The sequence below is a fragment of the Comamonas thiooxydans genome (genome assembly GCF_002157685.2).
GTDB classification, from domain to species: domain Bacteria; phylum Pseudomonadota; class Gammaproteobacteria; order Burkholderiales; family Burkholderiaceae_C; genus Comamonas; species Comamonas testosteroni_H.
The window spans coordinates 1,906,235-1,930,391 of record NZ_AP026738.1 but is presented as its reverse complement, the minus strand read 5'-3'; the positions used below and the strand labels follow the sequence as shown (position 1 = coordinate 1,930,391).

The 24,157-nt window shown below is 60.1% G+C and carries 11 protein-coding genes and 1 tRNA gene; 4 read left to right on the top strand and 8 right to left on the bottom strand.

Going from position 1 to position 24,157, the window contains the following annotated elements:
• Positions 1–2: 2 nt before the first annotated feature.
• From CTR2_RS08860 to CTR2_RS08845, 4 genes are all read right to left on the bottom strand, one after another.
• Entirely contained in the window at positions 3–1,367 is a 1,365-nt protein-coding gene (locus tag CTR2_RS08860) for an efflux RND transporter periplasmic adaptor subunit (protein ID WP_087084368.1), read from the bottom strand.
• 36 nt (positions 1,368–1,403) lie between these two features.
• Positions 1,404–14,975, bottom strand: a complete 13,572-nt coding sequence (locus tag CTR2_RS08855; protein WP_310223762.1) for an Ig-like domain-containing protein — start codon at positions 14,973–14,975, stop codon at positions 1,404–1,406.
• 209 nt (positions 14,976–15,184) lie between these two features.
• Positions 15,185–15,967 carry an efflux RND transporter periplasmic adaptor subunit gene (locus CTR2_RS08850; RefSeq protein WP_087084676.1) on the bottom strand — a complete coding sequence of 261 codons (783 nt, stop codon included), beginning with the start codon at positions 15,965–15,967 and terminating at the stop codon, positions 15,185–15,187.
• 17 nt (positions 15,968–15,984) lie between these two features.
• Positions 15,985–17,526: a TolC family protein gene (locus tag CTR2_RS08845; protein WP_254913406.1), complete on the bottom strand. Its 1,542-nt coding sequence runs from the start codon at positions 17,524–17,526 to the stop codon at positions 15,985–15,987.
• Between the two features lie 413 nt (positions 17,527–17,939).
• Here CTR2_RS08845 and CTR2_RS08840 point away from each other — a divergent pair, with 413 nt between their 5' ends.
• Entirely contained in the window at positions 17,940–18,122 is a 183-nt protein-coding gene (locus tag CTR2_RS08840; RefSeq protein ID WP_087084370.1) for a hypothetical protein, read from the top strand.
• Positions 18,123–18,512: 390 nt separating this feature from the next.
• Here the strand turns inward: CTR2_RS08840 and CTR2_RS08835 are convergent, their stop codons facing one another.
• Together CTR2_RS08835 and CTR2_RS08830 are read right to left on the bottom strand one after the other, a co-directional pair.
• Positions 18,513–19,748: a sensor domain-containing phosphodiesterase gene (locus tag CTR2_RS08835; protein WP_087084371.1), complete on the bottom strand. Its 1,236-nt coding sequence runs from the start codon at positions 19,746–19,748 to the stop codon at positions 18,513–18,515.
• A 426-nt stretch (positions 19,749–20,174) separates the two neighbouring features.
• Positions 20,175–20,870, bottom strand: a complete 696-nt coding sequence (locus CTR2_RS08830; RefSeq protein ID WP_087084678.1) for an RNA polymerase sigma factor — start codon at positions 20,868–20,870, stop codon at positions 20,175–20,177.
• 190 nt (positions 20,871–21,060) lie between these two features.
• Here CTR2_RS08830 and CTR2_RS08825 point away from each other — a divergent pair, with 190 nt between their 5' ends.
• Complete coding sequence (locus tag CTR2_RS08825; RefSeq protein WP_087084372.1) at positions 21,061–21,630, top strand: ferritin-like domain-containing protein; 570 nt, start codon at positions 21,061–21,063, stop codon at positions 21,628–21,630.
• Positions 21,627–22,025, top strand: coding sequence for a c-type cytochrome (locus CTR2_RS08820; RefSeq protein WP_087084373.1), 399 nt, complete (start codon positions 21,627–21,629; stop codon positions 22,023–22,025). The genes CTR2_RS08825 and CTR2_RS08820 overlap by 4 nt, the downstream gene beginning before the upstream one ends.
• 428 nt (positions 22,026–22,453) lie before the next feature.
• Here the strand turns inward: CTR2_RS08820 and CTR2_RS08815 are convergent, their stop codons facing one another.
• A complete protein-coding gene (locus CTR2_RS08815) occupies positions 22,454–22,888 on the bottom strand; it encodes a lipocalin family protein (protein WP_254913407.1) in 435 nt (144 codons plus the stop codon).
• Between the two features lie 474 nt (positions 22,889–23,362).
• On the opposite strand from CTR2_RS08815, the gene CTR2_RS08810 reads away from it, so the two are divergent.
• Positions 23,363–23,548, top strand: a complete 186-nt coding sequence (locus CTR2_RS08810; RefSeq protein WP_003070780.1) for a hypothetical protein — start codon at positions 23,363–23,365, stop codon at positions 23,546–23,548.
• Positions 23,549–24,014: 466 nt separating this feature from the next.
• Here CTR2_RS08810 and CTR2_RS08805 read toward each other — a convergent pair.
• Positions 24,015–24,090 (bottom strand) — tRNA-Lys (locus CTR2_RS08805).
• Positions 24,091–24,157: the final 67 nt, after the last annotated feature.

Genomic DNA, 24,157 nt, shown 5'->3' with positions numbered 1-24,157 from the left:
ACTTACCAGGCAATAAACTGGCGCAGGACGGCCCAGGGCTTGCGCAGAACCCAGTAGACCAAAGGCACCCAATCGCCTTGCAGCTTGGCGGTACCCTTGAGGCCGATACGAGCCTCCTCCTTGGCGAGCGACATGGACGCACGCACTCGATAGGCGTAGCTGCCATCCGGCCTGGCACTGGCGTCGTATGCCATGTACCGAAGCTTGCCCTCCAGCCCTGCCATGGGATTCGCTGCCAGATACAGCTTCACTGTGGCGCCCTGGGCCAATGGAATGGCATCACCGATGGGAACCCAGGCCTCGATTTCCACCTCATCAGGCCGGGCAATACGCATCACCCGCTCACCGGTCTGTACAGGCTTGCCAAGCCATTCGGTGGGAGAGTCAAACAAAACCATGCCATCTTCAGGTGCCAGCACCCGGCTGCGATCACGCTGATCGCCCAGATATTGCACCTCGGCACGCTTCTCGCCTATGCGTCCGACAAGCGCTGCAAGCTGAGCCTTGGAGCGGGCGTCGCCCAAGGCCAGTTGGGCAGATTGTCGATATTCGGCTTCAGCGGTCAGCAGAGCTTGCCGGGCAACCTCCAGCCGACTGCTGATCTGCGCCTCATCCAGTCCAAACAAGCGCTCGCCTTTACGTACCATTTGATTGGGCTGGACGTGGATCTGATCAATGACACCGTCCAATGGTGCCCTGAGAACCACAGGCTGCGCAGCAACGAGCTCACCAGGAGCAAGCACGCTCATGTGCACAGGAACGGCGCCAAACACAAAAAGCCCGCCCAGGATCCAGATAGATTTTTTTTGCCACCAGCTTTTGGCGCTGACTCTCGATGCCGCAGGTTTTCGCCAGAACCTGGGCTGGCCTGCCTGCAATGCAGAATAGGCATGAAACCAGATATGACTCCATTCGGCGAGAAGCGGAAAGCGCTGCTCTTCAATTGCCTGCGCCCCCGAAAGAAGCAGTCCGCCTTTAGGAGCAGGCTTTTGGCCATCTTGCAGCAGAGGCACCCATACCGCATAGGGCCCCAACCATTCGCTCCATGAGCTTGCCAACTCGGAAGGAAGCTGAGCCGGTTCAATGCGCCGAACCTGCATGGGTTGCTGCTCCTGGAGAAACTGGCATACCCCATGCAGCCATTGGGCATAAGGCGTATTTCTATCGGTCTCCACCACGCCGGATAGGGCCGTTACCCCGCCGTCATCCAGCCACAAACATGCTTGACGGTAAGGTACGAGCAAACGGCTATCGTTGACCAGCAAAAAGCGCAGCTCGGCATTGCTGCGTGCAACCCTGGCGCGATGCCCCAGCTCAAGCAGCAGCATTGCCGGGTTCACGCTCTGAGGAGAAACGGCTGCGTTCATGGCGCAAGCGCCTTATATGCTGTACTCATGACTCCATCAACCATGGACATACTGGGACATCCTTTTCCCCGTCTGCTGATTTGCCGCATTTGCCATCTTCTCACTCAGTCCGGCTCGCCCTGTGGGCACACTGGATGTAGCCTGTGCATCGCCGACTATCAGCTTGACAGTTCGCACCGACTCGTGTCCCTTTCCATCGCTAACCTTGATCTGCAGAACAAGCGTTGTGCTGAGGTCCTTGGGTGCGTTGATGGTTAGCTGACCGCTATGACGGTCCAAGCGCACCCATCCGGGCAGCTCCTGCTTACCGGAGAAGCTGAACTGGAGCGACTCGATATCCCAAGGGCTCTCCGATGCCAGGAGGACGGGCTTCAGGTCCAGAGTGCTGCCCCCACTCGTGACCGAGAACTGCTCAGGTGCTGGATCAAATCCAGAGCGATTGGGTTCTGCCCGCGCGAAAAGCGATGCCCACATCCAGTCATTGACGCCTGCAATTGACTGCGGAAGGCCATATTCAGACCAGCCATCTTGACGAGGCATTCCTGCGTCTCGAGATACGGAGCCGAGCATCATCGATGCAGGGTGTAGAAAACCAGCATTCGGCTCTGGTACCTCGGAAAGTTGAAATGGAGCGAGACCAAGTCCATCAGAGGGACTACTCACAGCAAAGGCAAATGGAACAGGCACGGCAGGAGGTACCAGCGGTTCAACAACGCCGCTGAGTGACGTTACCGAAGATACATTGCCCGCAACGTCCCTTTGCTGAACCCAGAGACTGAATGCCCCGAGACCAGGTAGCTGGAGAGAGTTCCCGCGGCCTTCAATCCAGGAAACGCCATTGTCCAAGGAATACTGCCAACGACCTCCTGCTTCCAGACCAGAAATGAAGACCAAGCCCGTTGGCGAGACTTGCCGCCCATTCACCAACGTGGCTTGATCCAGAGTAATTTCTGGCGCAACCGGATCCAGGGTATCGATGGCATAGCCATTGGATGCCGTAGTGCCCGTTCCGCTATTGCCGGCCGCGTCCGCATAGCCGGTGTTGTTCAGCGTGATCACATTGCTGGCATCGGTGATGCCGGCCCTCGGCGTCAGCGTCGCCGTCCAGGTGAGACCGCCATCGCTGGTGGTCAGGTCGCTCAGCACTCCGTTCTCCACCGTGAAGTCGGACAACTCCAGCCCGGTCACGGCTTCACTAAAGGTGATGGTCACCAGCGAGGTCTCACCGACCGCAAGGCTGGTATCCGCCACGACAATGGTCGCCGTTGGGCGCAGGGTATCGATGGCGTAGTTGTTCGAATCGGTGGTTCCCACTCCGGCATTGCCCGCCTTGTCTGTCACTCCGGCATTGTTCAGCGTGATCAGGTTGCTGGTGGCCGTGATGTGGGCGGTTGGCGTGAAGGTGGCCGTCCAGGTGACGCCGCCATCGCTGCTGCTAACAGCGCTCAAGGTGCCGCCACTAACGCTCAGATCGCTGTTGTCAAACCCGTCCACCGCTTCACTGAAGGTGATGGTCACCAGCGAGGTCTCACCGACCGCAAGGCTGTTGTCCGCCACGACAATGGTCGCCGTCGGGCGCAGCGTATCAATGGCGTAGCTGTTGGAGTCGGTGGTTCCCACTCCCGCATTGCCCGCCTTGTCTGTCACTCCGGCATTGCTCAGCGTGATCAGGTTGCTGGTGGCCGTGATGTGGGCGGTCGGCGTGAACGTCGCCGTCCAGGTGACGCCGCCGTCGCTGCTGCTGACAGCGCTCAAGGTGCCGCCGCTGATGCTCAGGTCGGCATTGGTGAAGTCGTCCACCGCTTCACTGAAGGTGATGCTCACCAGCGAGGTTTCACCGACCGCAAGGCTGGTGTCCGCCACGACAATGGTCGCCGTTGGGCGCAGCGTATCGATGGCGTAGCTGTTGGAGTCGGTGGCGCCGCTGCCGGCATTGCCTGCCTTGTCTGTCACACCGGCGTTGTTCAGCGTGATCAGGTTGACCGTGCTCTCCAGGTTGCCCATGGGCGTGAAGGTGGCCGTCCAGGTGACGCCGCCGTCGCTGCTGCTGACAGCGCTCAAGGTGCCGCCATTAACGCTCAGATCGCTGTTGTCAAACCCGTCCACCGCTTCACTGAAGGTGATGGTGACGGTGCTGGTCTCGCCGACTGCCAAGGCGGCATCCGCGACCGTGATGGTGGCGGTCGGGCGCAGCGTATCGATGGCGTAGTTGTTCGAGTCGGTGGTTCCCACTCCTGCATTGCCTGCCTTGTCTGTCACCCCGGCATTGTTCAGCGTGATCAGGTTGACCGTGCTCTCCAGGTTGCCCATGGGCGTGAAGGTCGCCGTCCAGGTGACGCCGCCGTCGCTGCTGCTGACAGCGCTCAAGGTGCCGCCATTAACGCTCAGATCGCTGTTGTCAAACCCGTCCACCGCTTCACTGAAGGTGATGGTGACGGTGCTGGTCTCGCCGACTGCCAAGGCGGCATCCGCGACCGTGATGGTGGCGGTCGGGCGCAGCGTATCAATGGCGTAGTTGTTCGAATCGGTGGTTCCCACTCCCGCATTGCCCGCCTTGTCTGTCACTCCTGCATTGCTCAGCGTGATCAGGTTGCTGGTGGCCGTGATGTGGGCGGTTGGCGTAAAGGTGGCCGTCCAGGTGACGCCGCCGTCGCTACTGCTAACAGCGCTCAAGGTGCCGCCATTAACGCTCAGATCGCTGTTGTCAAACCCGTCCACCGCTTCACTGAAGGTGATGGTCACCAGCGAGGTTTCACCGACCGCAAGGCTGGTGTCCGCCACGACAATGGTCGCCGTTGGGCGCAGCGTATCGATGGCGTAGTTGTTCGAGTCGGTGGCGCCGCTGCCGGCATTGCCTGCCTTGTCTGTCACTCCGGCATTGTTCAGGGTGATCAGGTTGCTGGTGGCCGTGATGTGGGCGGTCGGCGTAAAGGTGGCCGTCCAGGTGACGCCGCCGTCGCTGCTGCTGACCGTGCTCAAGGTGCCGCCGCTGACGCTCAGATCGCTGTTGTCAAACCCGTCCACCGCTTCACTGAAGGTGATGGTCACCAGCGAGGTCTCACCGACCGCAAGGCTGGTATCCGCCACGACAATGGTCGCCGTCGGGCGCAGCGTATCAATGGCGTAGTTGTTCGAGTCGGTGGTTCCCACTCCTGCATTGCCCGCCTTGTCTGTCACTCCGGCATTGTTCAGGGTGATCAGGTTGCTGGTGGCCGTGATGTGGGCGGTCGGCGTAAAGGTGGCCGTCCAGGTGACGCCGCCGTCGCTGCTGCTGACAGCGCTCAAGGTGCCGCCGCTGACGCTCAGGTCGGCATTGGTGAAGTCGTCCACCGCTTCACTGAAGGTGATGGTGACGGTGCTGCTCTCGCCGACTGCCAGGGCGGTATCCGCGACCGTGATGGTGGCGGTCGGGCGCAGGGTGTCGATGGAGTAGTTGTTCGAATCGGTGGTTCCCACTCCCGCATTGCCCGCCTTGTCTGTCACACCGGCGTTGTTCAGCGTGATCAGGTTGCTGGTGGCCGTGATGTTGGCGGTTGGCGTAAAGGTGGCCGTCCAGGTGACGCCGCCGTCGCTGCTGCTGACAGCGCTCAAGGTGCCGCCGCTGATGCTCAGGTCGGCATTGGTGAAGTCGTCCACCGCTTCACTGAAGGTGATGGTCACCAGCGAGGTTTCACCGACCGCAAGGCTGGTGTCCGCCACGACAATGGTCGCCGTTGGGCGCAGCGTATCGATAGCGTAGTTGTTGGAGTCGGTGGTTCCCACTCCCGCATTGCCCGCCTTGTCTGTCACACCGGCGTTGTTCAGGGTGATCAGGTTGCTGGTGGCCGTGATGTTGGCGGTTGGCGTAAAGGTGGCCGTCCAGGTGACGCCGCCGTCGCTGCTGCTGACCGTGCTCAAGGTGCCGCCGCTGATGCTCAGGTCGGCATTGGTGAAGTCGTCCACCGCTTCACTGAAGGTGATGGTCACCAGCGAGGTTTCACCGACCGCAAGGCTGGTGTCCGCCACGACAATGGTCGCCGTTGGGCGCAGGGTGTCGACGGCGTAGTTGTTCGAGTCGGTGGTTCCCACTCCCGCATTGCCCGCCTTGTCTGTCACACCAGCGTTTTTCAGCGTGATCAGGTTGACCGTGCTCTCCAGGTTGCCCATGGGCGTGAAGGTGGCCGTCCAGGTGACGCCGCCGTCGCTGCTGCTGACAGCGCTCAAGGTGCCGCCGCTGATGCTCAGGTCGGCATTGGTGAAGTCGTCTACCGCTTCACTGAAGGTGATGGTGACGGTGCTGCTCTCGCCGACTGCCAGGGCGGCATCCGCGACCGTGATGGTGGCGGTCGGGCGCAGCGTATCGATGGCGTAGTTGTTCGAGTCGGTGGCTCCCACTCCGGCATTGCCTGCCTTGTCTGTCACTCCGGCATTGTTCAGCGTGATCAGGTTGCTGGTGGCCGTGATGTTGGCGGTCGGCGTAAAGGTGGCCGTCCAGGTGACGCCGCCGTCGCTGCTGCTGACAGCGCTCAAGGTGCCGCCGCTGATGCTCAGGTCGGCATTGGTGAAGTCGTCCACCGCTTCACTGAAGGTGATGGTCACCAGCGAGGTTTCACCGACCGCAAGGCTGGTGTCCGCCACGACAATGGTCGCCGTTGGGCGCAGGGTGTCGATGGCGTAGTTGTTCGAATCGGTGGTTCCCACTCCTGCATTGCCCGCCTTGTCTGTCACTCCGGCATTGTTCAGCGTGATCAGGTTGCTGGTGGCCGTGATGTGGGCGGTTGGCGTAAAGGTGGCCGTCCAGGTGACGCCACCGTCGCTGCTGCTGACAGCGCTCAAGGTGCCGCCGCTGATGCTCAGGTCGGCATTGGTGAAGTCGTCCACCGCTTCACTGAAGGTGATGGTGACGGTACTGGTCTCGCCGACTGCCAAGGCGGCATCCGCGACCGTGATGGTGGCGGTCGGGCGCAGCGTATCAATGGCGTAGTTGTTCGAGTCGGTGGTTCCCACTCCCGCATTGCCCGCCTTGTCTGTCACACCGGCGTTGTTCAGGGTGATCAGGTTGCTGGTGGCCGTGATGTGGGCGGTTGGCGTAAAGGTGGCCGTCCAGGTGACGCCACCGTCGCTGCTGCTGACAGCGCTCAAGGTGCCGCCGCTGACGCTCAGGTCGCTGTTGTCAAACCCGTCCACCGCTTCACTGAAGGTGATGGTCACCAGCGAGGTTTCACCGACCGCAAGGCTGGTGTCCGCCACGACAATGGTCGCCGTCGGGCGCACAGTGTCGACAATCACGCCAGACGTCGCGCCCAGGCCGTTAAGGGTCAGAACGAGGTTGTTGCCAGCGGCATCACGGACACTGCCACCATTGAGGTCAAGACTGGCGCTGACGCTGATGCCGTCGGCGTCGTTGTCGCCCGCCTGGACGGTGTACTGGAAGACCAGGGTCGAAGTGCCGGAACCGGACACCAGATTGGCGAATACCGTGCTGCCGCCGATATCCAGGAGCAGCCTCGGGACGCCGTTGACCAGTACTGTTTCGCTGATGTTGACCGTGAAGGTCAGGGTGTCGCCGGCATTGTAGGCAGCGCCGGCCGGCACGCTGACATTGCTGACCGTGGGCACCACGGCATCGACCAGCACACCGGTGGTGCTCGCCACGCTGTTCAGGCCGGTGATGATGTTGTTGCCGACCGTATCGCGCAGGGTGCCGCCGTTGGCCTGGATGGACGAGCCCAGGGTGATGCCATTGGTGTCCAGCTGACCGCTGGCCGCCACTAGGCGGAACACCAGGGCGCTACCACCGCTGCCGCTGAGGTACTGGGCATAGACGGTGCCGCCGATGTCCAGGGTCACAGCGATACGGGGCGTGCCGCCGCTGGTGTCGACGATGACGTTCTCGCTGAAATTCACCGTGAAATCGAGGTTTTGCCCGGCGATGTAGCTGCCGTTGGCTGGCACGTTGACGCTGGTCACCGCTGGCGCCACGCGGTCGATGGCGTAGGTCTCGCCGGTCAGGCCACCGGTCACCGCGTTGTCGACCGCATCGACGATGCCGGTACCGCTGCCGTTCAGGGACAGGGTGACGTTGCCCGCACCGCTGAGGTTGTCGATCACCACGGTGTAGGTATGCCCGTTCACCTGGGTGACACTGGCCAGGGTGCCGGTGACGGTTCCACCAAAGGTGACGTCAAAGTCGCTTGCATCGACGCCGCTGACATCCTCGCTGAAGGTCACGGTGTAGCTGACCGAGCCGCTGCTGGACGGCGAGCCGCCCGCGCGGACGATGCTGGTGACGCTCGGCGCCACGGTATCCACCACCACCTCGGCGGTGCTGCCGACGCTGTTCAGGGTCAGGTTCAGGTCGTTGCCGGCCGCATCCTTGACGCTGCCGCCATTGAGATCGAGGCTGCTGGCGACGCTGATGCCATCGGCATCGTTGTCACCGGCCTGGACGGTGTACTGGAAGACCAGGGTCGAGCCACCGCTGCTGCCGGCCACGAAGGTGGCGTAGCGGGTGGTACCGCCGATATCCACGGCCAGGCGTGGCGAACCGCTGGTGAACACGGCTTCGCTGGCATTGACGGTGAAGCTCAGCACGTCGCCGGCCTTGTAGCCGCCGTTGGCCGGCACGATGACGTCAGCCACCGTTGGCACCACGCCATCCACCAGGATGCCGCTGGTGGAAGGTGCGATGAAGCCGGTGGTGCTGTCGTTGCCGGCCACGTCGCGGATGCTGCCGCCATTGAGCTGGACGTTGCCCGCAACCCGGATGCCGTCGGTGTCCAGCTGGCCGCTGGCGACGGTCAGGCGAAACACCAGGGCGCTGCCGCCGGAGCCGGACAGGTAGTCGGCATACACGGTGCCGCCGGTGTCCAGGGTCACCGCCAGGCGTGGGGCGCCGCCGGTGCTATCGACCGTCACCGTCTCGCTGAAGTTGACGGTGAAGTCCAGGTTCTGCCCTACTCCGTACACGCCATTCGCAGGCAAACCCACATGGTTCACATTCGGCGCCATAGTGTCCAAGACATAGGCCTGCGATAGAACAGCCCCTTCATTGCCTGCGGCATCACTCACCTTCACCTGTATCGTATTGTTGCCGGGAAGAAGGCTTGCGCTTGCAGACCAACTGCTACCCGAAACAGAAGCACTGGTCCAGTTTGCACCGCCATCCAGCGAAATCAGCACCTTATCGCCTTGCGCCAACGGCGCCGACAAACTCCCACTGATGGTCTGCGCACCCACATTGGTGATGAAATCGCCTTGCACACCGCTGTCGTTGGAGAAGTGAATTCCTCCCGGTGTCGCTGTCGGCGCCACCGTATCAATCTGCAGTGAGGAAAGCATCCCCGCAGTGCCCGCATTTCCCGCCGTATCCGTATATTCACCTCCTCTGACAAGGATAGAGGCAGAACCGCTGGCGATACCGCTGTTTGGTGTGAATGTGGCAATAAACACCTTGGGGTCGCCGGTGGCCGTCAACGCGCCCAAGGTTCCCCCGGCCACAGAAATAGCGCCAGCATTAAACCCCACAGGCGCTTCCGAGAATGTGAAAGTGATCAGCGCTGGTGTCACACCATTTACCGTCGCCACATCGCTGGAGATAGCGACTGTAGGGGCTGATTGATCCAATATATAAGCCGCTGCGTAAACCGCTCCTGTGTTGCCAGCGCCATCGGCCACGCGCACCTGCAAGACCCCGCTGCCTGACAAAGTTTGGCCGCTCAAGGTCCAATCTCTGCCCACAACAGCCGCTGCTACCCAGGTCGCGCCGTTATCCAGTGATACCTGGACCAGCTCCCCTGCAAGCAGATTGGTTGACAGCGTACCGCTAATGGTTTGCGCGGAAACATTGGTAATCAGGTCGGAGGCACTTGCACCCGTGTCACTGGAAAACTGAACGCTTTCCACCGTAGTGGTCGGCACACCAGTGTCGTAATGGATAGTCGCACTGCTTGTGCCCTGCCCCAAATTGCCAGCAGCGTCCGTGTAACTGCCCGCGTTTATCGACACCTCTGCCAAGCCTGAATTTACATTCGCCGCAGGTGTGAATAGGGCCGTATAGACCCGCGGGTTGGCTGTGACTGCGAAGCCACTCAACGTTCCACCCATCACGGTGACATCGGTCAAGTCAAAGCCCTGGGGGGCTTCACTGAAAGTGAAAGTAATCACCGCAGTCTCACCCGCCTTCAGACTGCTTGCACTGCTGGAAATAAAGGCCACTGGTGCAACAGTATCGATTGCGATGGGGGTTGATATGCCTGCCCCACCCGCATTGCCAGCCGTATCGGTGTAAGTGCCGGCTGCCAACGACACAGCACCGCTGGAACCCGTAAGTCCTGCATTGGGTGTGAAATCCACCGTATAGACCAGCGGATTGGAGGTAGCAGTGAAATTGCTTAAGGTGCCATTCGTTGCTGTCAAGTCGCCCAGAGTGAACTCGCTTGGCACTTCGCTAAAGGTGAATGTGAAGGTTGCCGACTCGCCTGCTTTGAGAGCAGCGACACTGCTGGTGATTACGACGGTGGGCACTGAGGTGTCCAGCACATAAGAGAAAGAGGCAGCCGTGCCGACGTTACCTGCGGCATCTACGACTCGCACTTTCAGGGTGTCGCTGGCGATCAGCGTCTGACCAGCCAGCGACCAGTTGGGAGAGCCTGGGGAAGCAGAAGCCGTGGCCCAGGTGAAGCCATTGTCCAGTGAAACTTGTACCGATTCACCACTGGCCAGATTGGCCGTCAGCGTACCGCTGATGGTTTGTGCGGTGGTATTGGTGATCAGATCGGTGCTGGAGCTGCCGGTGTCGGCCGAAAAAGCCACTGAGGTGGCTGTGGTGGTCGGCGCAACGGTGTCGATCACGATGTTCTTATTGGCGCCCAGCGAACCGGCGCTGCCCGGCGCTGCTAGTGCCAGCGAGGCATTGCGGCCGTCGACCGCATCGGTGATGACCGCGCCGTTGAGCGCCAAGGCGTTGATGCTGGCGTAATCCAGATCGGCGCTGTTTTGGCCGACCCCCACGGTGTAGGTGAAGGTCAAGGTGCTGCTGCCGCTGCCACCGGAATAGGTGGCTGTGCCGCCGGAGCTCAGGATCAGGGTCGGCACGCCGCTAATGGTATCGACATCCACCGCGCGGCTGAAATCGACTGTGACGGTGATGGTGTTGCCGCTTTTGTAGCTGCCATCGGATGTGCTGGAGCTGACGCCGACGATACGCGGGTTGGGCTGCTCGACGTTGATCGAGATGATATCGGTATCGGACTGGGGGCCGCCGGTACCGGACTGCCCCTGGTCATTGGTGATGATCTGCAGAGAAGCCGCGCCGTGGTAGCCGGGCGTCGGGCTGAAGCGCAGGCCTGCCAGCGCATTGTTGATGTCGGCGAGAGAGCCATCGAAGGTCATGCTGGCATCGACTGTGCCATCACCGGCCAGGAACGACAGGCCCGAGGTGCTGCCCAGGGTGATCAACCCGTTGATGCCGAAGAGCGTCACGCGCAGGCTCCCACCCGCGACATCCACGTCCGAGATGGAGATCGCGTTGCCATTGCCGGCGCTGAAGACCAGCGTTTCGTTCGAGAGCACCGTCTGGGCACCCGGCACGCTGTTCACCGGAGCGTCGTTCACCGGGCTGATGGCCAGGTTGAAGGTGGCCGATGAAACCTTGGCGCCGCCCGTGCCGGTATTGCCGCGATCATCGAGGCTGACCGTCACGATGACGGTGCCCGAAGCATTGACCGCCGACAGGTAGCTCACCTGGCTGCCGGCGATGAAGGCGTTGATATCGCTCAGGCTGCCGCTGAGCACCAGCTGGTTGGTGCCCGAGCCTGTCAGCGTCACGCCGGCGCCCGCCAGGGCACTGAAGGTGCCGCTGCCCGGGGCGACGCTGAAGGTCGCCTGGACCACATCCGATCCGGCGTCGATGTCGCTGAAGCTGATGCCGTTCAGCACCAGGGGAACGTCCTCGCTGCCGCTCACCGGCAACGACGGCACCACGGGGGTGCCCGGAGCATCGTTCACCGCATCGACCTGCAGTATCAGGCTGCCGCTGTCGGTCTTCGCCGGGCCACCGCTGTTGCCTAGGTCAGTGATACTGACACCGAGGGTGACGTTGCCGTTGAAGTTCGCGTTCGGCGAGTAGAAGAGGTTCATCCCGGCGATGTAGGCGTTGATCTCCGCGACCTTGCCGATGATGTACACGGTGTTGAGCCCAACGCCGACCGTGATGTTGCCGCTGGCGGTCGCGAGCACGGTGCCGCTGTTGGCCGGCAGCGTGAAGGTGACCTGAACGTTGCCGGTACCCGCGTCGACGTCGGAGACGACGATGCCGGTAATGGTCCCGGTGGTGTCTTCGCTGAGACTGATCACGCCAGGCAGGCTGAGCTGCGGGGAATCGTTGGCGGCGGTCACGGTCACGCTGCGGGTGGCGTCGACGCTGTCGAGCTGGCCGTCGCTCACTCTGAAGCTGACGCTGCGCGTGGTGGTGTCCGGGGTGTCCGAGCTGTTGCTGTAGGTCACCGAGCGCAGCGCTGCCTGCCACTGGGCGGCGCTGGCGCCACTGGCGGAAGTGAGGGTCAGTGTGCCAGTGCCGGCGTTGTAGCTGCCGCTGATGTCGCCCATGGTGGCAGGATCGTTGGTGAAACCGAGCACATCCTCGGAGGGCCGCAGATTGCCAGTGATCTTCACCGAGGCGCTGTAGAGCAGCGGCGAATCGTTGTCCGACACGGTGAGGCCGCTGTCGACCACCACCGGCGTGGACGCCACGTCTGCCCCTTCGACGAAAGCCGCGCTGCCGCCACTGCCGGCGACCACCGGAGCGTCGTTGATCGAGATGACGGTGACGCTGGCGGCATCGGTGGACAAGGAAAACGGCGTGGTGCCGCCGCTGCTGGAAGCGTCGAGCTTGAACCCCTGTTGACCGGCGGTGATGCCGCTCTGGTCCCAGGCCTTGAAGGTGAAGCTGGCAGTGGTGCCATTGACGCCGTCGGGCACGAAGCGCACCCGGTCACTGCTGCGCAGCAGCAGCGCCGAAGCCGTGGAAACCGTACCGACGTCCTGCCAGCTGGCGCCGCTGTCCAGGCTGAACTGCCAGGTGCCACCGGCGCCGGAGTACAGGCCGGTGATGGCAATGCCCTGCACCGCGCCCGTGTCCACGTCGCTGACATGGCCGGTGATAAGGCTGGAAACTGCCTGCCCGAGGTTGTTCACGTCACTGTCGATCAGCGTGTTGAGCATCGGGCTGGAGGGAGTCAACACGGGCGCATCGTTGACGCTGCTGACGCTGATCATTGCCTGCGCGATGCCCGTCGAGAACGCCGTGCTGCCGCCGTTGGAGCTGGTATCGGAGGTGGAGCGAATGCCGTTGAGGGAGGCGATGCCGAAGGACTGGTCCCAGGCGCGGAAAGTCAGTGTGGCCGTCCCACCGTTTTTGCCATCGGGCACATAGCGAAGCAGGGTACTGCCCGACAGCAGCAGCGCGCTGCCATTGGACACCGCGCCGACATCGGTCCAGGTCACGCCATCGGTGGAGTACTGCCAGACGCTGCTGCCGGTGCTGGCCGTCAGCGCGATTCCGCCGGCGGGGCCATCGACGTCGGCGTAGGTAACGCCGCCCAGCAGGCTGCTGACCGTAACCGCCGCCGAACTGGTGTCTTCGTTGGTACCCGACCATACATAGGGGCCGCCGGACAGGGTCGGCGCGTCGTTGATGGCGATGATCGCCACCTGGACGACGGCGGTATTGGAGTCGGCGCCAGCGCTGTCGGTGACCACGAAGTTGATCTGCCGGGTGGTATCGGAACCCCCGAAGGTCGGGTCATCCGAGCTGGAGGAGAAACTCACCGAGCGCAGGACGGCCTGCAGCGCCGCGGCATTGCCGGCCCCGGTGATCGTCAGGACGCCGGTGGCGGCGTTGTAGCTGGTGGCGAAAGCGCCCGGGCTACCGACGCTGAGGGAATCGCCGATGCGCAGATCGCTGATGGTGACCGTGGCCTTCTGGAAGCTGCTGCCGTCGTCCACCAGGGTCAGCGTGGGGCTCAGCGCCACTGCGGCTGCGTTCTCGGTATAGCCGATGACGTTGTTGGCCGGCGCGAGCATCGGGGCGTCGTTGGTGGCGATCACACTGAGGGTGACGTTCGATGCTGCACTGGTGCCGCCATCGCCATCGGAGACAGTCACGCTGATGGTGCGCGTTGCGGTGTTGGGGTCGAGCCCGTTGCTGTTCACGTAGGTCAGGTTGCGCACCAGCGCGGTCACCGCGTCAGCGTTGGCATTGGCGTTGAGGGTGATCACCAGGGCGTTGCCGCCGGTGCCGCCGGCGAGCTCACCGATGCCGACACCGCCGTACAGCACGTTGCTGCCAGAGACGTAGATCTGCCCTGCGGCGGTGCCAAGGCTGAAGACCGACAGCACGTCCTCGCTGGTCACGGCATTGCCGGTGACCGCGACGCGCACGTTGCCGCCGTTGAAGTTGGCCGAGTCGGCGTCGGTGACCGAGGCGTTGGATAACGCATCGAGCAACACCGGGGCGCCGTCCTCAAGGTAGGTGACATTATCGCCATGGAGGTTGCCAATCGTCGGCGGCGCGTTCGCTGTGACCATAATGTCAAAGGTGTCGGTCGCCGTTCCACCTTTGCCGTCGAAGGCCGTCACATCGATGCTAAAGCTGCCGCTATCGCCACGGCCAGGTGTGCCGCTGAAAGTGCGGGTCGCTGTATCGAAGCTGAGCCAGGCTGGCAGAGCACCGCCTCCGGTCAATCGCGCGCTGTAAGTCAGCGTATCGCCGGCATCCGCATCGCTAAAGGTATTGGCTGCAAACTGAAATTCGAAGGCCGTCTCTTCGCGGGCAGTCCGGTCGGGTATTGCGTTGGCAACAATGGGAGCGACATTGGTAATCGGCGCCGCAATCACCAGGTCATCGATATCGAGATAGATCAGCTCTCCCGGCTTGCTTATGAAGCTAATGCTGGTGATGTTGTAGAAGTTCGCGTTGTTGGAAAAATCGACGTTTGAGTGTGTTGTGTCGGTCGCATACTCCAGAGCCAAGCCACCTGCCGGTGTCAGATAAAAAATGTTTGACGGACCACCAGAGGCTTGGGCGTCCTCTACAAAGAAACTCAGACCTATCAGGCGGAAGGCGCTGCCATCGGCCAATTCGATCTTGATACTGGTCGCACCCTCACCGAACGTATCAAAGCGGAGGTAGTTGTCAGGCCCCAGCCCTTGCCCAGGCGGAGCAAACTGCGCATTGGTCAGAAAGTGGTCGTAATTGCTGCCACCCGGCCCGGTGACGGTATACCTGAAACCATCCAAGACAAAGGTGTTGGTTCCTCTGAACTCCTGCGTGGGGTTGTCATCAAAATTTTCACCTGCGGGAGCGCTCAGCAATCTGCCATAGGCCTTTTGTGCTTCAAACATCGGCCCATGGCGCAGACCACTGGCAATCTCCGCCGCAGGATCTGCGCCCTGGGCCACATCCGCCGCAGCGGCGACCGCTGCGCCATCAAACATAAAGCGCTGCTCCAATGCCAGCGGACGCACGGCAGATACTGGCCGCGAACGCTGGGAAACATCGGTCTTCACGGTCTGTGTCGTCAATGACTGTGTCAGACGGCTCCAGAATGAGCGAGATTTGCGGGTCATCAAAGTGTCCTTCCTGTGTGAAGGTGGCATGGCGCTTGCCTGCCTTGCAGTTTCAGACCGCCGGCTTGCCCTCTTCCCGGGAGCTGTCGGTCTCTTGCTATCGGACTATAAAAATATGAGCTTTTGGCGCCTTTCATATATAGACTTCAGCATTAAATTGATCTGAAACCTTTGAATGGCATGCGCAATATGCTCTTATATTTGAATGTCTAGGGCTTGCCGGTCTGGGGTGGTGCCAGCAGCACCTGCCCGCTCATTCCGGCGATCAGCTCGGTAAACTTTCCGTGAATGGCCGCATTGACCTTGACGGACTGGCTCACCGGGTCCACCCGCGCGGCCAGGCGCTGCACCTTGGCAGGATAGGTTTTGCCGGTTTCGTCAATACGCACCTGGAATTCCGAGCCCGAATGCAGCCAGCTGAGCCAGCGCGAGGGCACCAGGAACTCCAGCTCCAGCGCGGAGTCGTCCAGAATGTCCAGCAGCGCCTGGCCCGGCTGCGCATATTGCTGCTCACGGATCTTCTGCTCGGCCACACGACCGGCATAGGGTGCGGTGATCTGGCATTTGCTCAGCAGGCTACGGTTGGCTGCGACTTCGGCCCTGGCCTTGTTCCATTCGGCCTGAGAAATATCCAGTTCCACCTTGCCGACGGAGTTCAACTCCGCCAGGCGCTGGTTGGCCTTCCAGGTCTTCTCGGTGGCATCAACGCCCGCCTGGGCCTTGTTCAGCTGGGCTTGCGGCAGGCTGCAGTCAAACTGCACCAGCAGCTGTCCCTGACGAAATGCGCCTCCCTCCACCACGGGCAGACGCTGTACCTTGGCACCGATCTCTGCTGCCAGAGTGGTGTAGCGGCGCGGTGAAAGCTGGGCACGGATCTCACGCTGGTCCAGCACGCTGGGCAAGGATGCCTGAGTCTTGGGAAGGCTCTGGGCAGCCGAGCCGCCTTGGCCATGAGCGGCGAGCGACAGGCCCAGCGCCAGGCCCAGAATCAAGGGGGACATGCAAGACTTCATTGGAATTGGCCCGCGTCCCAGCTTTGCAGCGATTTGCCAACGGCCTGCGTGAGTTCGGGCAAGGGCATGCTGTCGGAGCCCTCGATCACGGGCTCCATGCCCAGGGTGGCTTGCAGGCGGGAGCTGGCGGCCTGCATATTGGATTGGGCCTGATACCGGCGCAGCACGGAAAGAATGGTGGTGGTCTGCTGGGAGACCCGCTCAAGCGCATTGAGCTTGTCAGCCTGCACCTGATTGTTCACATGCTCGGACAGGCGCTGGTCCACCGAGGCGATGGTCTGTGCTCTTTCATACTGGCGCACGGCGTTCGCAAATTGCAGACGTGCCACGTGCAGCTGTGTCAATACCGCCATCTGGGTAGCCAGACGACGCTGATCGGCCAGTTGGACACCCGCGTCAGCCAGCTGACGCTGTGCAGGCAGTGACAGCAATCCCAGCAGATTGAAGGAAATCTGCAGGCCCGCATCCTGCCAGCGGTCGTTGATCAGATAGCTGTCGCTGCTCTTGTTGACACCGTAGTTGAAGGAAAGGCCGGGGAACATGCGCAGCATGACGCGCTTGGTCTCTTCATTGGCGATACGGGCGTTGTACAGGCTCTCGCGCAGATCCGGGTTCAGCAGCAGGGCTCGGTCTTCCAGCTTGTCCACCGGCTGCTCCAGCCAGCGCTGGGCATTCGAGGCGGCAGGCTCGATCACGCGCAGCGGCTGGTTCAGCTCTGCGGGCGAGACTCCCATCAAGGATGCCAGCTCGATGCGCGAGGAAGACAGCTCCTGCTGAATGGCCTCCAGCAGTCGGATGTTCTCCAGCAACTGGCGCTGATAGCGCAGCGGCTCCATGGGGGAGCGCAGCTTTTCCGCCTCGACCTTGCGCGAGTCTTCCAGGGCCTTGTCTGCATCCTGGCCTGCGGTCTGCAGCGAAGACTCCAGCGCCTGGGCCGCAGCCACACGCCAGTATGCGATACGTACGTCCTGGATCAGCGTGTGTATGGCCTTGCGGCGACGCTCAGCCGCAATCTGGGCGCGATCCGCGTGCTGACGAGCGGCGTAATAGCTTTGACCGAAGTCCAGCAGGCTCCAGGAGAAGCTCAGCGAAGCCAAGGTCGACTCACGATCCGACGAGATATAGGGATGGGCCAGGGAAGGCGCGCCCGTGACCGAGTCGGTGCTGCGGCTGATCAGATCCTTGTCGCGGTAGCGGTAGCCAGCCGAGGCCACCAGCTTGGGCAGCATGTCGAACTTGGCAACATTGGCCGTGCCCTGGGCCACTGCCTCTTCCATGCCACGCAGACGCTGGGCTGCGTTGTACTTGATGGCCCGCGCAATCGCCTCTTCCAGGCTCACGGGCCCGGTCAGAGGAGCGACGTCCTTGCCAAGGCTTTGCCGATCGGCCTGAACCTGGGACTGAATTTCTTCCGTGGAAAGCGCCTGGCTTGTCAAATTGGCGCAACCGGTGAGCCAGATGGCCGAGCCTAGCAGGGCCGTGAACCGGACACGGCTACGAAAATTTGTCTCAGACCGGAGGTAAGCAAGGGCGTTCATATCTGCAGGGGGATAGTGACGAAGGCTGTTTGACAAGAAGACGCCGGCGAGCTCTAGCAACAAGCCCTCAAAAAGTATGCAAAAGTCTTAATTGTCAAAAAGTGTGCCAAGAATATTAACTGGGCAAGGACTGCAAGAGCAATCACTGAAATCAGGTATTTCTTCTGCCAGAAGCACCATGCAGCCGCACTCATTTTTTGCCCCAATTGGTGCATTGAGTCCTTGGTGGTGACTGGTCAAGCGATTCGGTGGTGATGCAGTGTGTAGTTGCCTGAGGCTGCTTCCAAAGCCGCTTCCGGTTGGAGACAGCAAGGCGCTCCTTCGGGTTTTCTCAGAGCCGACGGCGCATAGCTGCTATTGGAGATTTCAGCCCTGATCTATGAATTTCAGATCAACATCGCTCACATGCGCGCTTGCCACGCATTCCCGAGGCATTGGAAGGCGCATCAAGCTGCGCCAGCAAAGCCAGGCAGTTCGATCGCGGCAGCTACATCGTCAAGCTTGAGGGATTTGGACGCCCAATGGAAATAGACCGCAACATCATGGGCGTGACGATTGCAATCGATGGTGTGGAAATGCCTCATGAGGGGTCCTGAAAACCCCGGTAGTCAATCCTGATCGCTGCCTTGCCTCAGGTCGTCCGCGACCGACGCGACAAAGCTGACGCAGAGCGTCAACACCATGAGCGCAAAACTGACAAGCAGCCACTTCATAGCGTCCTCGTGCAATTGATATTCGCAAACAGTATGCTCGCATTGATTGACAGCACTAAATAGATGTTTACGCTAGGGCCAAGCACGAACCAAGCACCCGTCACCCGAGGCTCCATATGAGCTCAGTCCCACAAGGAGTCACGAGAAGAGCCAAGGCCTGCTCGATGCAGGCGAACGAAGCCAGCCAAGCCATCTGTCTGCTGGACGAGATCGGCTGCCAGACACTTGAACGATGCGACCACCCATGCAGCGACACATCCCTCAGCACACCGACTAGTGAAGCGAGAACACCGCCGCAGCATCAATCTCAAGTGGCCTGGAAAGCAAATACCCTTGGGCGCAATCCACTCCAAGCCTTTTCAGCATATCCAGCTCTTCCGGCCGTTCAACGCCCTCTGCAATCACCAGGCTTCCTATTTCATGCGCGAAGCTGATGAGGCCTCTGGCCAGTGCACGCCGTTTCTCATCTGTATCGATAGAGTGAGTAAGACTCATATCCAGCTTGATGATCTCGGGCTCAAGATTGAGGATATGCCGCATGCTGGAATAGCCTGCACCAGCATCGTCAACCGCCAGTTTCACGCCCCGGCGACGGTAAGGCTCCAGCCCAATGGCAAGGGCTTTGTAATCCTTGACCGCAGCATGTTCTGTAATCTCCAGGACCAGACGGGAGAGATCATCAATGCCATCAAGTAGTTGATGGAATTTGCTGCTGAGCAGCAATTGTGGCGAGCAGTTGACACTTACGCTGCTGTTGACGGGCAGCCGCTCCAGCGCTGGCAGCACCTTGGAAACAGCGCACAACTCCAGGTCGATGCCTAAACCTGCCTTGTCTGCCACATCGAACCAATAATCCGGCGCATGCCTGGGCTCGACATCAAAACGCGAAAGGCTTTCAAAGCCGCAGATGGCCTTGTCACGCAAACTGCAGATCGGCTGGAAAACCATCCTCGGATCACCGTGCGCCAACGCGGATCGGACCTCACCGACCAACCGTGCCTTGACCTGCTCCTCGGCAGCCTGCTCTTCGATGCGGTCTGCCAGGATCTCTGCAAATGCGCGCAGCAATTGCATGTCGCGCTCCCCTAGCGTTGGATTCGGGAGGTAGCTGAAGCAGCAAAGCGTCCCATACACATGCCCATCCGTGAGACGGACGGGAACACTCAAATGGGAACCTATGGGAATGGCATGTGTTGCAGAAATGTGCTGAGCGGCCGGCACACAACTTGTGTCCGGAATGCACTCGGGCAGCTCGCCATGCACAACCTTCAGGCAGTATCCCTCTTGCATGGGAATGCTCTGGCCTTGATAGAGCGGCCCACCCGAAACACTGTCCAAATGCTTGAGCACCCGTTCGGCAGCACCGAAGTGTGAGACAAAGGCGATATCCATTCCCAGGTGCTTGCGAACCGCACGCAGTATGCGATCCACTCCTTCTGCGCACACACCTGATCTCATCAAATGATTGAGATGGCGATTCCCGTCAACCTCCAGATCGTTCATCTGCATGCCCCCTCCTACATACAGTCGACTCACACGGCTTTTGTCAATATTTAATCTGGAAAAGCATGCAATGTGAAGCGATGATCATCGACATTCAACAAGTGTCTCAGCAGCAGCCGTGGCGAAAATGTCAATCAATCCACTAGTTTCGCCATCCACCTGGATTTCAGCTGCTGCTCCAGGCATGTTTCCGCGGTGAGTTTTTCTGTATGACGGCTTCGTGGCACAAGCCACCACCTGTGGTCCGCTTTGAAGCCTCCTCGAATCTTCGCTCCACTCAAAAGTAGAGAACCCACCCCATGAAGGTCTCTGCATGAAGAAATCCAGAGTTGGTGAAGCGCAGATCTGCTACTTGCCCAGGGCAGTCCATTCTCGCGAATCAGTCTGCATCTGCTGCATGTTCATCAGAACCAATAACTCAAGCATGCCTGCTTAGCGCCGGGCCAGTCTTGCCCGCACCAAGGACACGATGCGATTGCACCGCTCCCCATCGAAATTGAAGGCGTCGCTGAGCGCCATATCCAGATCCTGTGAAAGCCCTTCACGAAGCATGCTTCGTGCACGGAAGAAGCGCGTGCGCACCGTAGCCTCTGGAATTTCCAGTATCTGCGACACCTCTTGCGCACTCATCTCTTCCACCCCGCGCAACATGAAAACCCGGCGGAAGTCATCGGGCAGCAGGTCAATGCGCGCCTCCATGATTTGACGCAACTCCGAACGCATGACTGTTCGATCGGGGCCCCGATCCATATCGTCCTGCTGCCAACTGGCATCCGTCTGCTGGGGCGATGCCATCGCGGACTCCAGCGGCACGATCTTCAACTGACGACGTCTAATCTGTCCAAGAGCTTCATTGACGACAATGCGTACCAGCCATGTCGACAACTTGGCATCCGCCCTGAAATTTCCCAATGCCTGCCAAGCCTGCAAATAGGCCTGCTGCACGACATCTTCGGCATCCATATCGCTTTTCAATATGGCTCGTGCGGTGCGAAACAACAAGCGATTGTGGCGTCGCATGATGGCCTCGAAAGCCACCTCATCGCCAGCTGCAGCTCTGAAAGCGAGCTCCAGATCCGAAGCATCAGCAACCGCAGGGCTGTGGCTCGAAGGTTGAGTGTGCGGCATGTACGCCTCCTTTGACCATTGGATGGTGTATCCGCATCCAGCGTTCCCGTGTCGATCTGATTCTCGGCCCTGCTGCCAACAGGGGCGGAACGTGGTGACGCGCCGATCCATCCAATGGATGAGTGCTTGTCCTGGACGCCGGATTTTCGATCTCCCAAAGCAGGCCTCGTTATCTACGAAGGAGTGCATCATGTCGTTTTTGCATATCGCTCATCCACAGGGCGCGCGCCGCCTCTTTCTTGGCCAATCCGGGCTGATGCTTTCAGGTGCCGCTGTTGCGCTATTAGCCGGCCGTGAAGCGCTAGCCGCCAAAACCGGCGATGGAAAAGCCCAGGACACTCAAATCCTGAACACCGCCCTGAGTGCAGAGCTGGAGGCCATCGCTGCTTATCAGTTGGGAGCAGAAAGCAAACTGCTGCAACCCTCCGTGCTGGATCTGGCCCTGACCTTCCAGGGCCATCACAAAGCGCATGCCGAACTACTAGCCAAGACGGTTGAAAAACTGGGTGGCAAGCCGGTGGTCCCCAAGACTGCTTACAACTTCCCAGCAAATCAGCTGAAATCACAGGAGGATGTGCTGCGCTTTGCGGCACGACTGGAGCAAGGGGCCGTCAGTGCCTATCTGGGAGCCGTTCCCTTGTTCGGCAATCGAGAACTATCCAAGGCTGCGGCCAGCATTCTGGGTGATGAAGCCATGCACTGGGCAATACTGCGCCAGGCAGTGGGCGAAGCACCGGTCCCCACGGCATTCGTATCATGAACACCGAACGGTGGCTGCTGCCTGGCATGCTGTCGTTCGCGGCGGCAGTGCATGCAGCACCAGACAAGCTTCCTGGCGAGCAGATCTACGCCCGCTGTGCGGCCTGCCATGCGCTGGCATATGACCGAGTGGGACCGCATCATTGTGGCCTGCTGGGACGGCGTGCGGGCACGGTTCCCGGCTTTGCTTACTCGGATGCCATGAAGAACTCCGGCTTCATCTGGGACGAAAAAACACTCGATCGTTTCCTGACCCAGCCCATGAAGGTGCTACCAGGTACAACAATGACGTACGCCGGAATCCCTGACTCCAAGGAGCGTAGCGACTTGATTGCCTACCTCAAGCAAGCTAACGATTCACGAGAGTGCCATTCACTTCGAGCACTCTCGCATTGAATGCATATACCCTAGCTGCCCGTCGCAATCGGCCTGAAGCAATTCACCAAGAAAATGCTCAGGCTGACCGCTTCAGGCGGTGGACTCACTCGGCCGATGCAACACCATGCCTCGCCTCCGGCGTGAGGAGTCGGCCCAACCGGAATACGCATCGCGGCAGGATGTAGACGACAGATCGCCGGCTGCATCTATTTGGGTCTAGCAGTCACAGTCGAAGGCATCGCCCACCTGGACACATTGCCGTGCAGCAATCAAGGCGAATGGGTCAAAGGTCAGAGCGTCCGGGACGACGGTACGCACAGTCCCGCGCCACGACGCCAAGCATGAGCCGACTGAATCCAGACTGGGAGCCGCATGGGCCGACTTTTTGCTTGCCAAGTCCTGTACCTTTTGCTGCCGCTTTGCAACATATCGCTGCAGTGCTTGAACTACTGTGCGACAACCTGCACACGACTCAGATCAACACCCAGTGACTGTGCCTTTTCAAGCAGTCGTCTGAATTGCTGCTCGGGCATGGTCTTGCTGCGCGAAAGCAACCAGAAATAGTCCAAGCTGTTGCCTATCACCAAGGAAGTCTGGTAAGCGTCATCCAGGCTCACCACGTTGTAGCCGCCATAGAACGGGCCAAAGAAAGAAACCTTGAGCGCTGCCACACTGGAATCGCCCTGAAAGCGCGCCCTGCCCTTGGCCTCACGCCATTTCTTCTTCGTTTCGTCATAACCTCGGTTGACTACCGTCACTGTGCCATCGTCGTTGAGGCTGTATTGCGCGGATACCTGCGTTAGTCCCGTTTCGAAACTATGGTCAATCCTTGCCAATTCATACCAGGTGCCCATGTAGCGCTTGGCATCAAAGCCGCTCACAGGCTGTAGGCCTCGGGGTACCAAGACAGCGCAACCCCCAAACGCAGCTGCAATTCCTGCAGCAACCGCCGTCAAGGCGGCAGTACGAAGCAAAGCACTTCTCGAAAAATGCATTGTTGTTCATTGAGGTTGAAAGCCTCATTCAACCATCCATCACCCTGCCCGTCTTCCAAAGCGGACTTTTCTCATTCCTGGGACCAATATGCCCGACGAGAATTCCCCGACGCTCTGTTTGCAGCGTTTGAGCCGCCACACAGGGCTCAGGCCGTTTCAAGGCTGACGCCTTGACGGGAACACAGCCCCATCCTCCAAGCAGCAACTATCCGCATCCACCCTAAAAAACCCCTTAGTAGTCGTGATTCCAACGCAATCCAAGCGATCCGTCATTCATCAGGCGAATTCACTGGACTCGCCATCCCGTCAGCTGTACCGTCTTCTTTAGGTTCAGAAACTTGATTGAAGGCCGCCTTCCCCATGAGTAAATCCAAAGAGTCCACAGTCCATCGCATCGTGGATGCAAAGCAGTGGGAACTCAATCGCGAAAAAGAGCGCATCACCTATCCTGCCAACCACGCCGGACCGATTCAAATGGACTGGCGCAAGCGTGAAAACTACTCGGCCACTGACCTGAACTACCGGGGAAGAAGCAAAACCCCATAACAGCAGCTCGGTCTCCGATCTCCTGACGAACCCCGCCACTGTTGAACTGAGCGGGGTTCTGCTTTTTCGGCAAGCACACGGCGACCAGCGCCAGCACCGCTGGCCCGCCAGAAGACAAGGCCTGGCGCCACCATCACCTCAACTGACCGATCTGCTGAGCCGCTGCCTGTCCAGTGAAAAGCAGGTTCACTACTCACTCCGACGGAGAAAGCCTTTGGTGAAGCACAAAACCTGGCTGCAGAGGCCACTCAGCCTCTGCAAGAGTCGTTTCTGTTGATTGATAACCCGGCACAGGAATGGATACGGAGCGCTACCCGAACCGTAGGCCGACAGAGCAAGGGCTGCCCGTGTCCATGAACGCTCAAGAAGGGCAAACCGCAATGCCTTGGAGCGATGAATACTCCCACCGCGGGAATAAAACATAAAAGCCGCTACAACTTTAATAGCTGTAGCGGCTTATGCATTCTGGTGGGTCCTGCGAGATTCGAACTCGCGACCAACGGATTAAAAGTCCGCTGCTCTACCGACTGAGCTAAAGACCCTGCCACACATCAAAAGCAGTAGTTGCCTAATCAGTGGAATGACGTTATTGTAATCTATTTTTCCCGG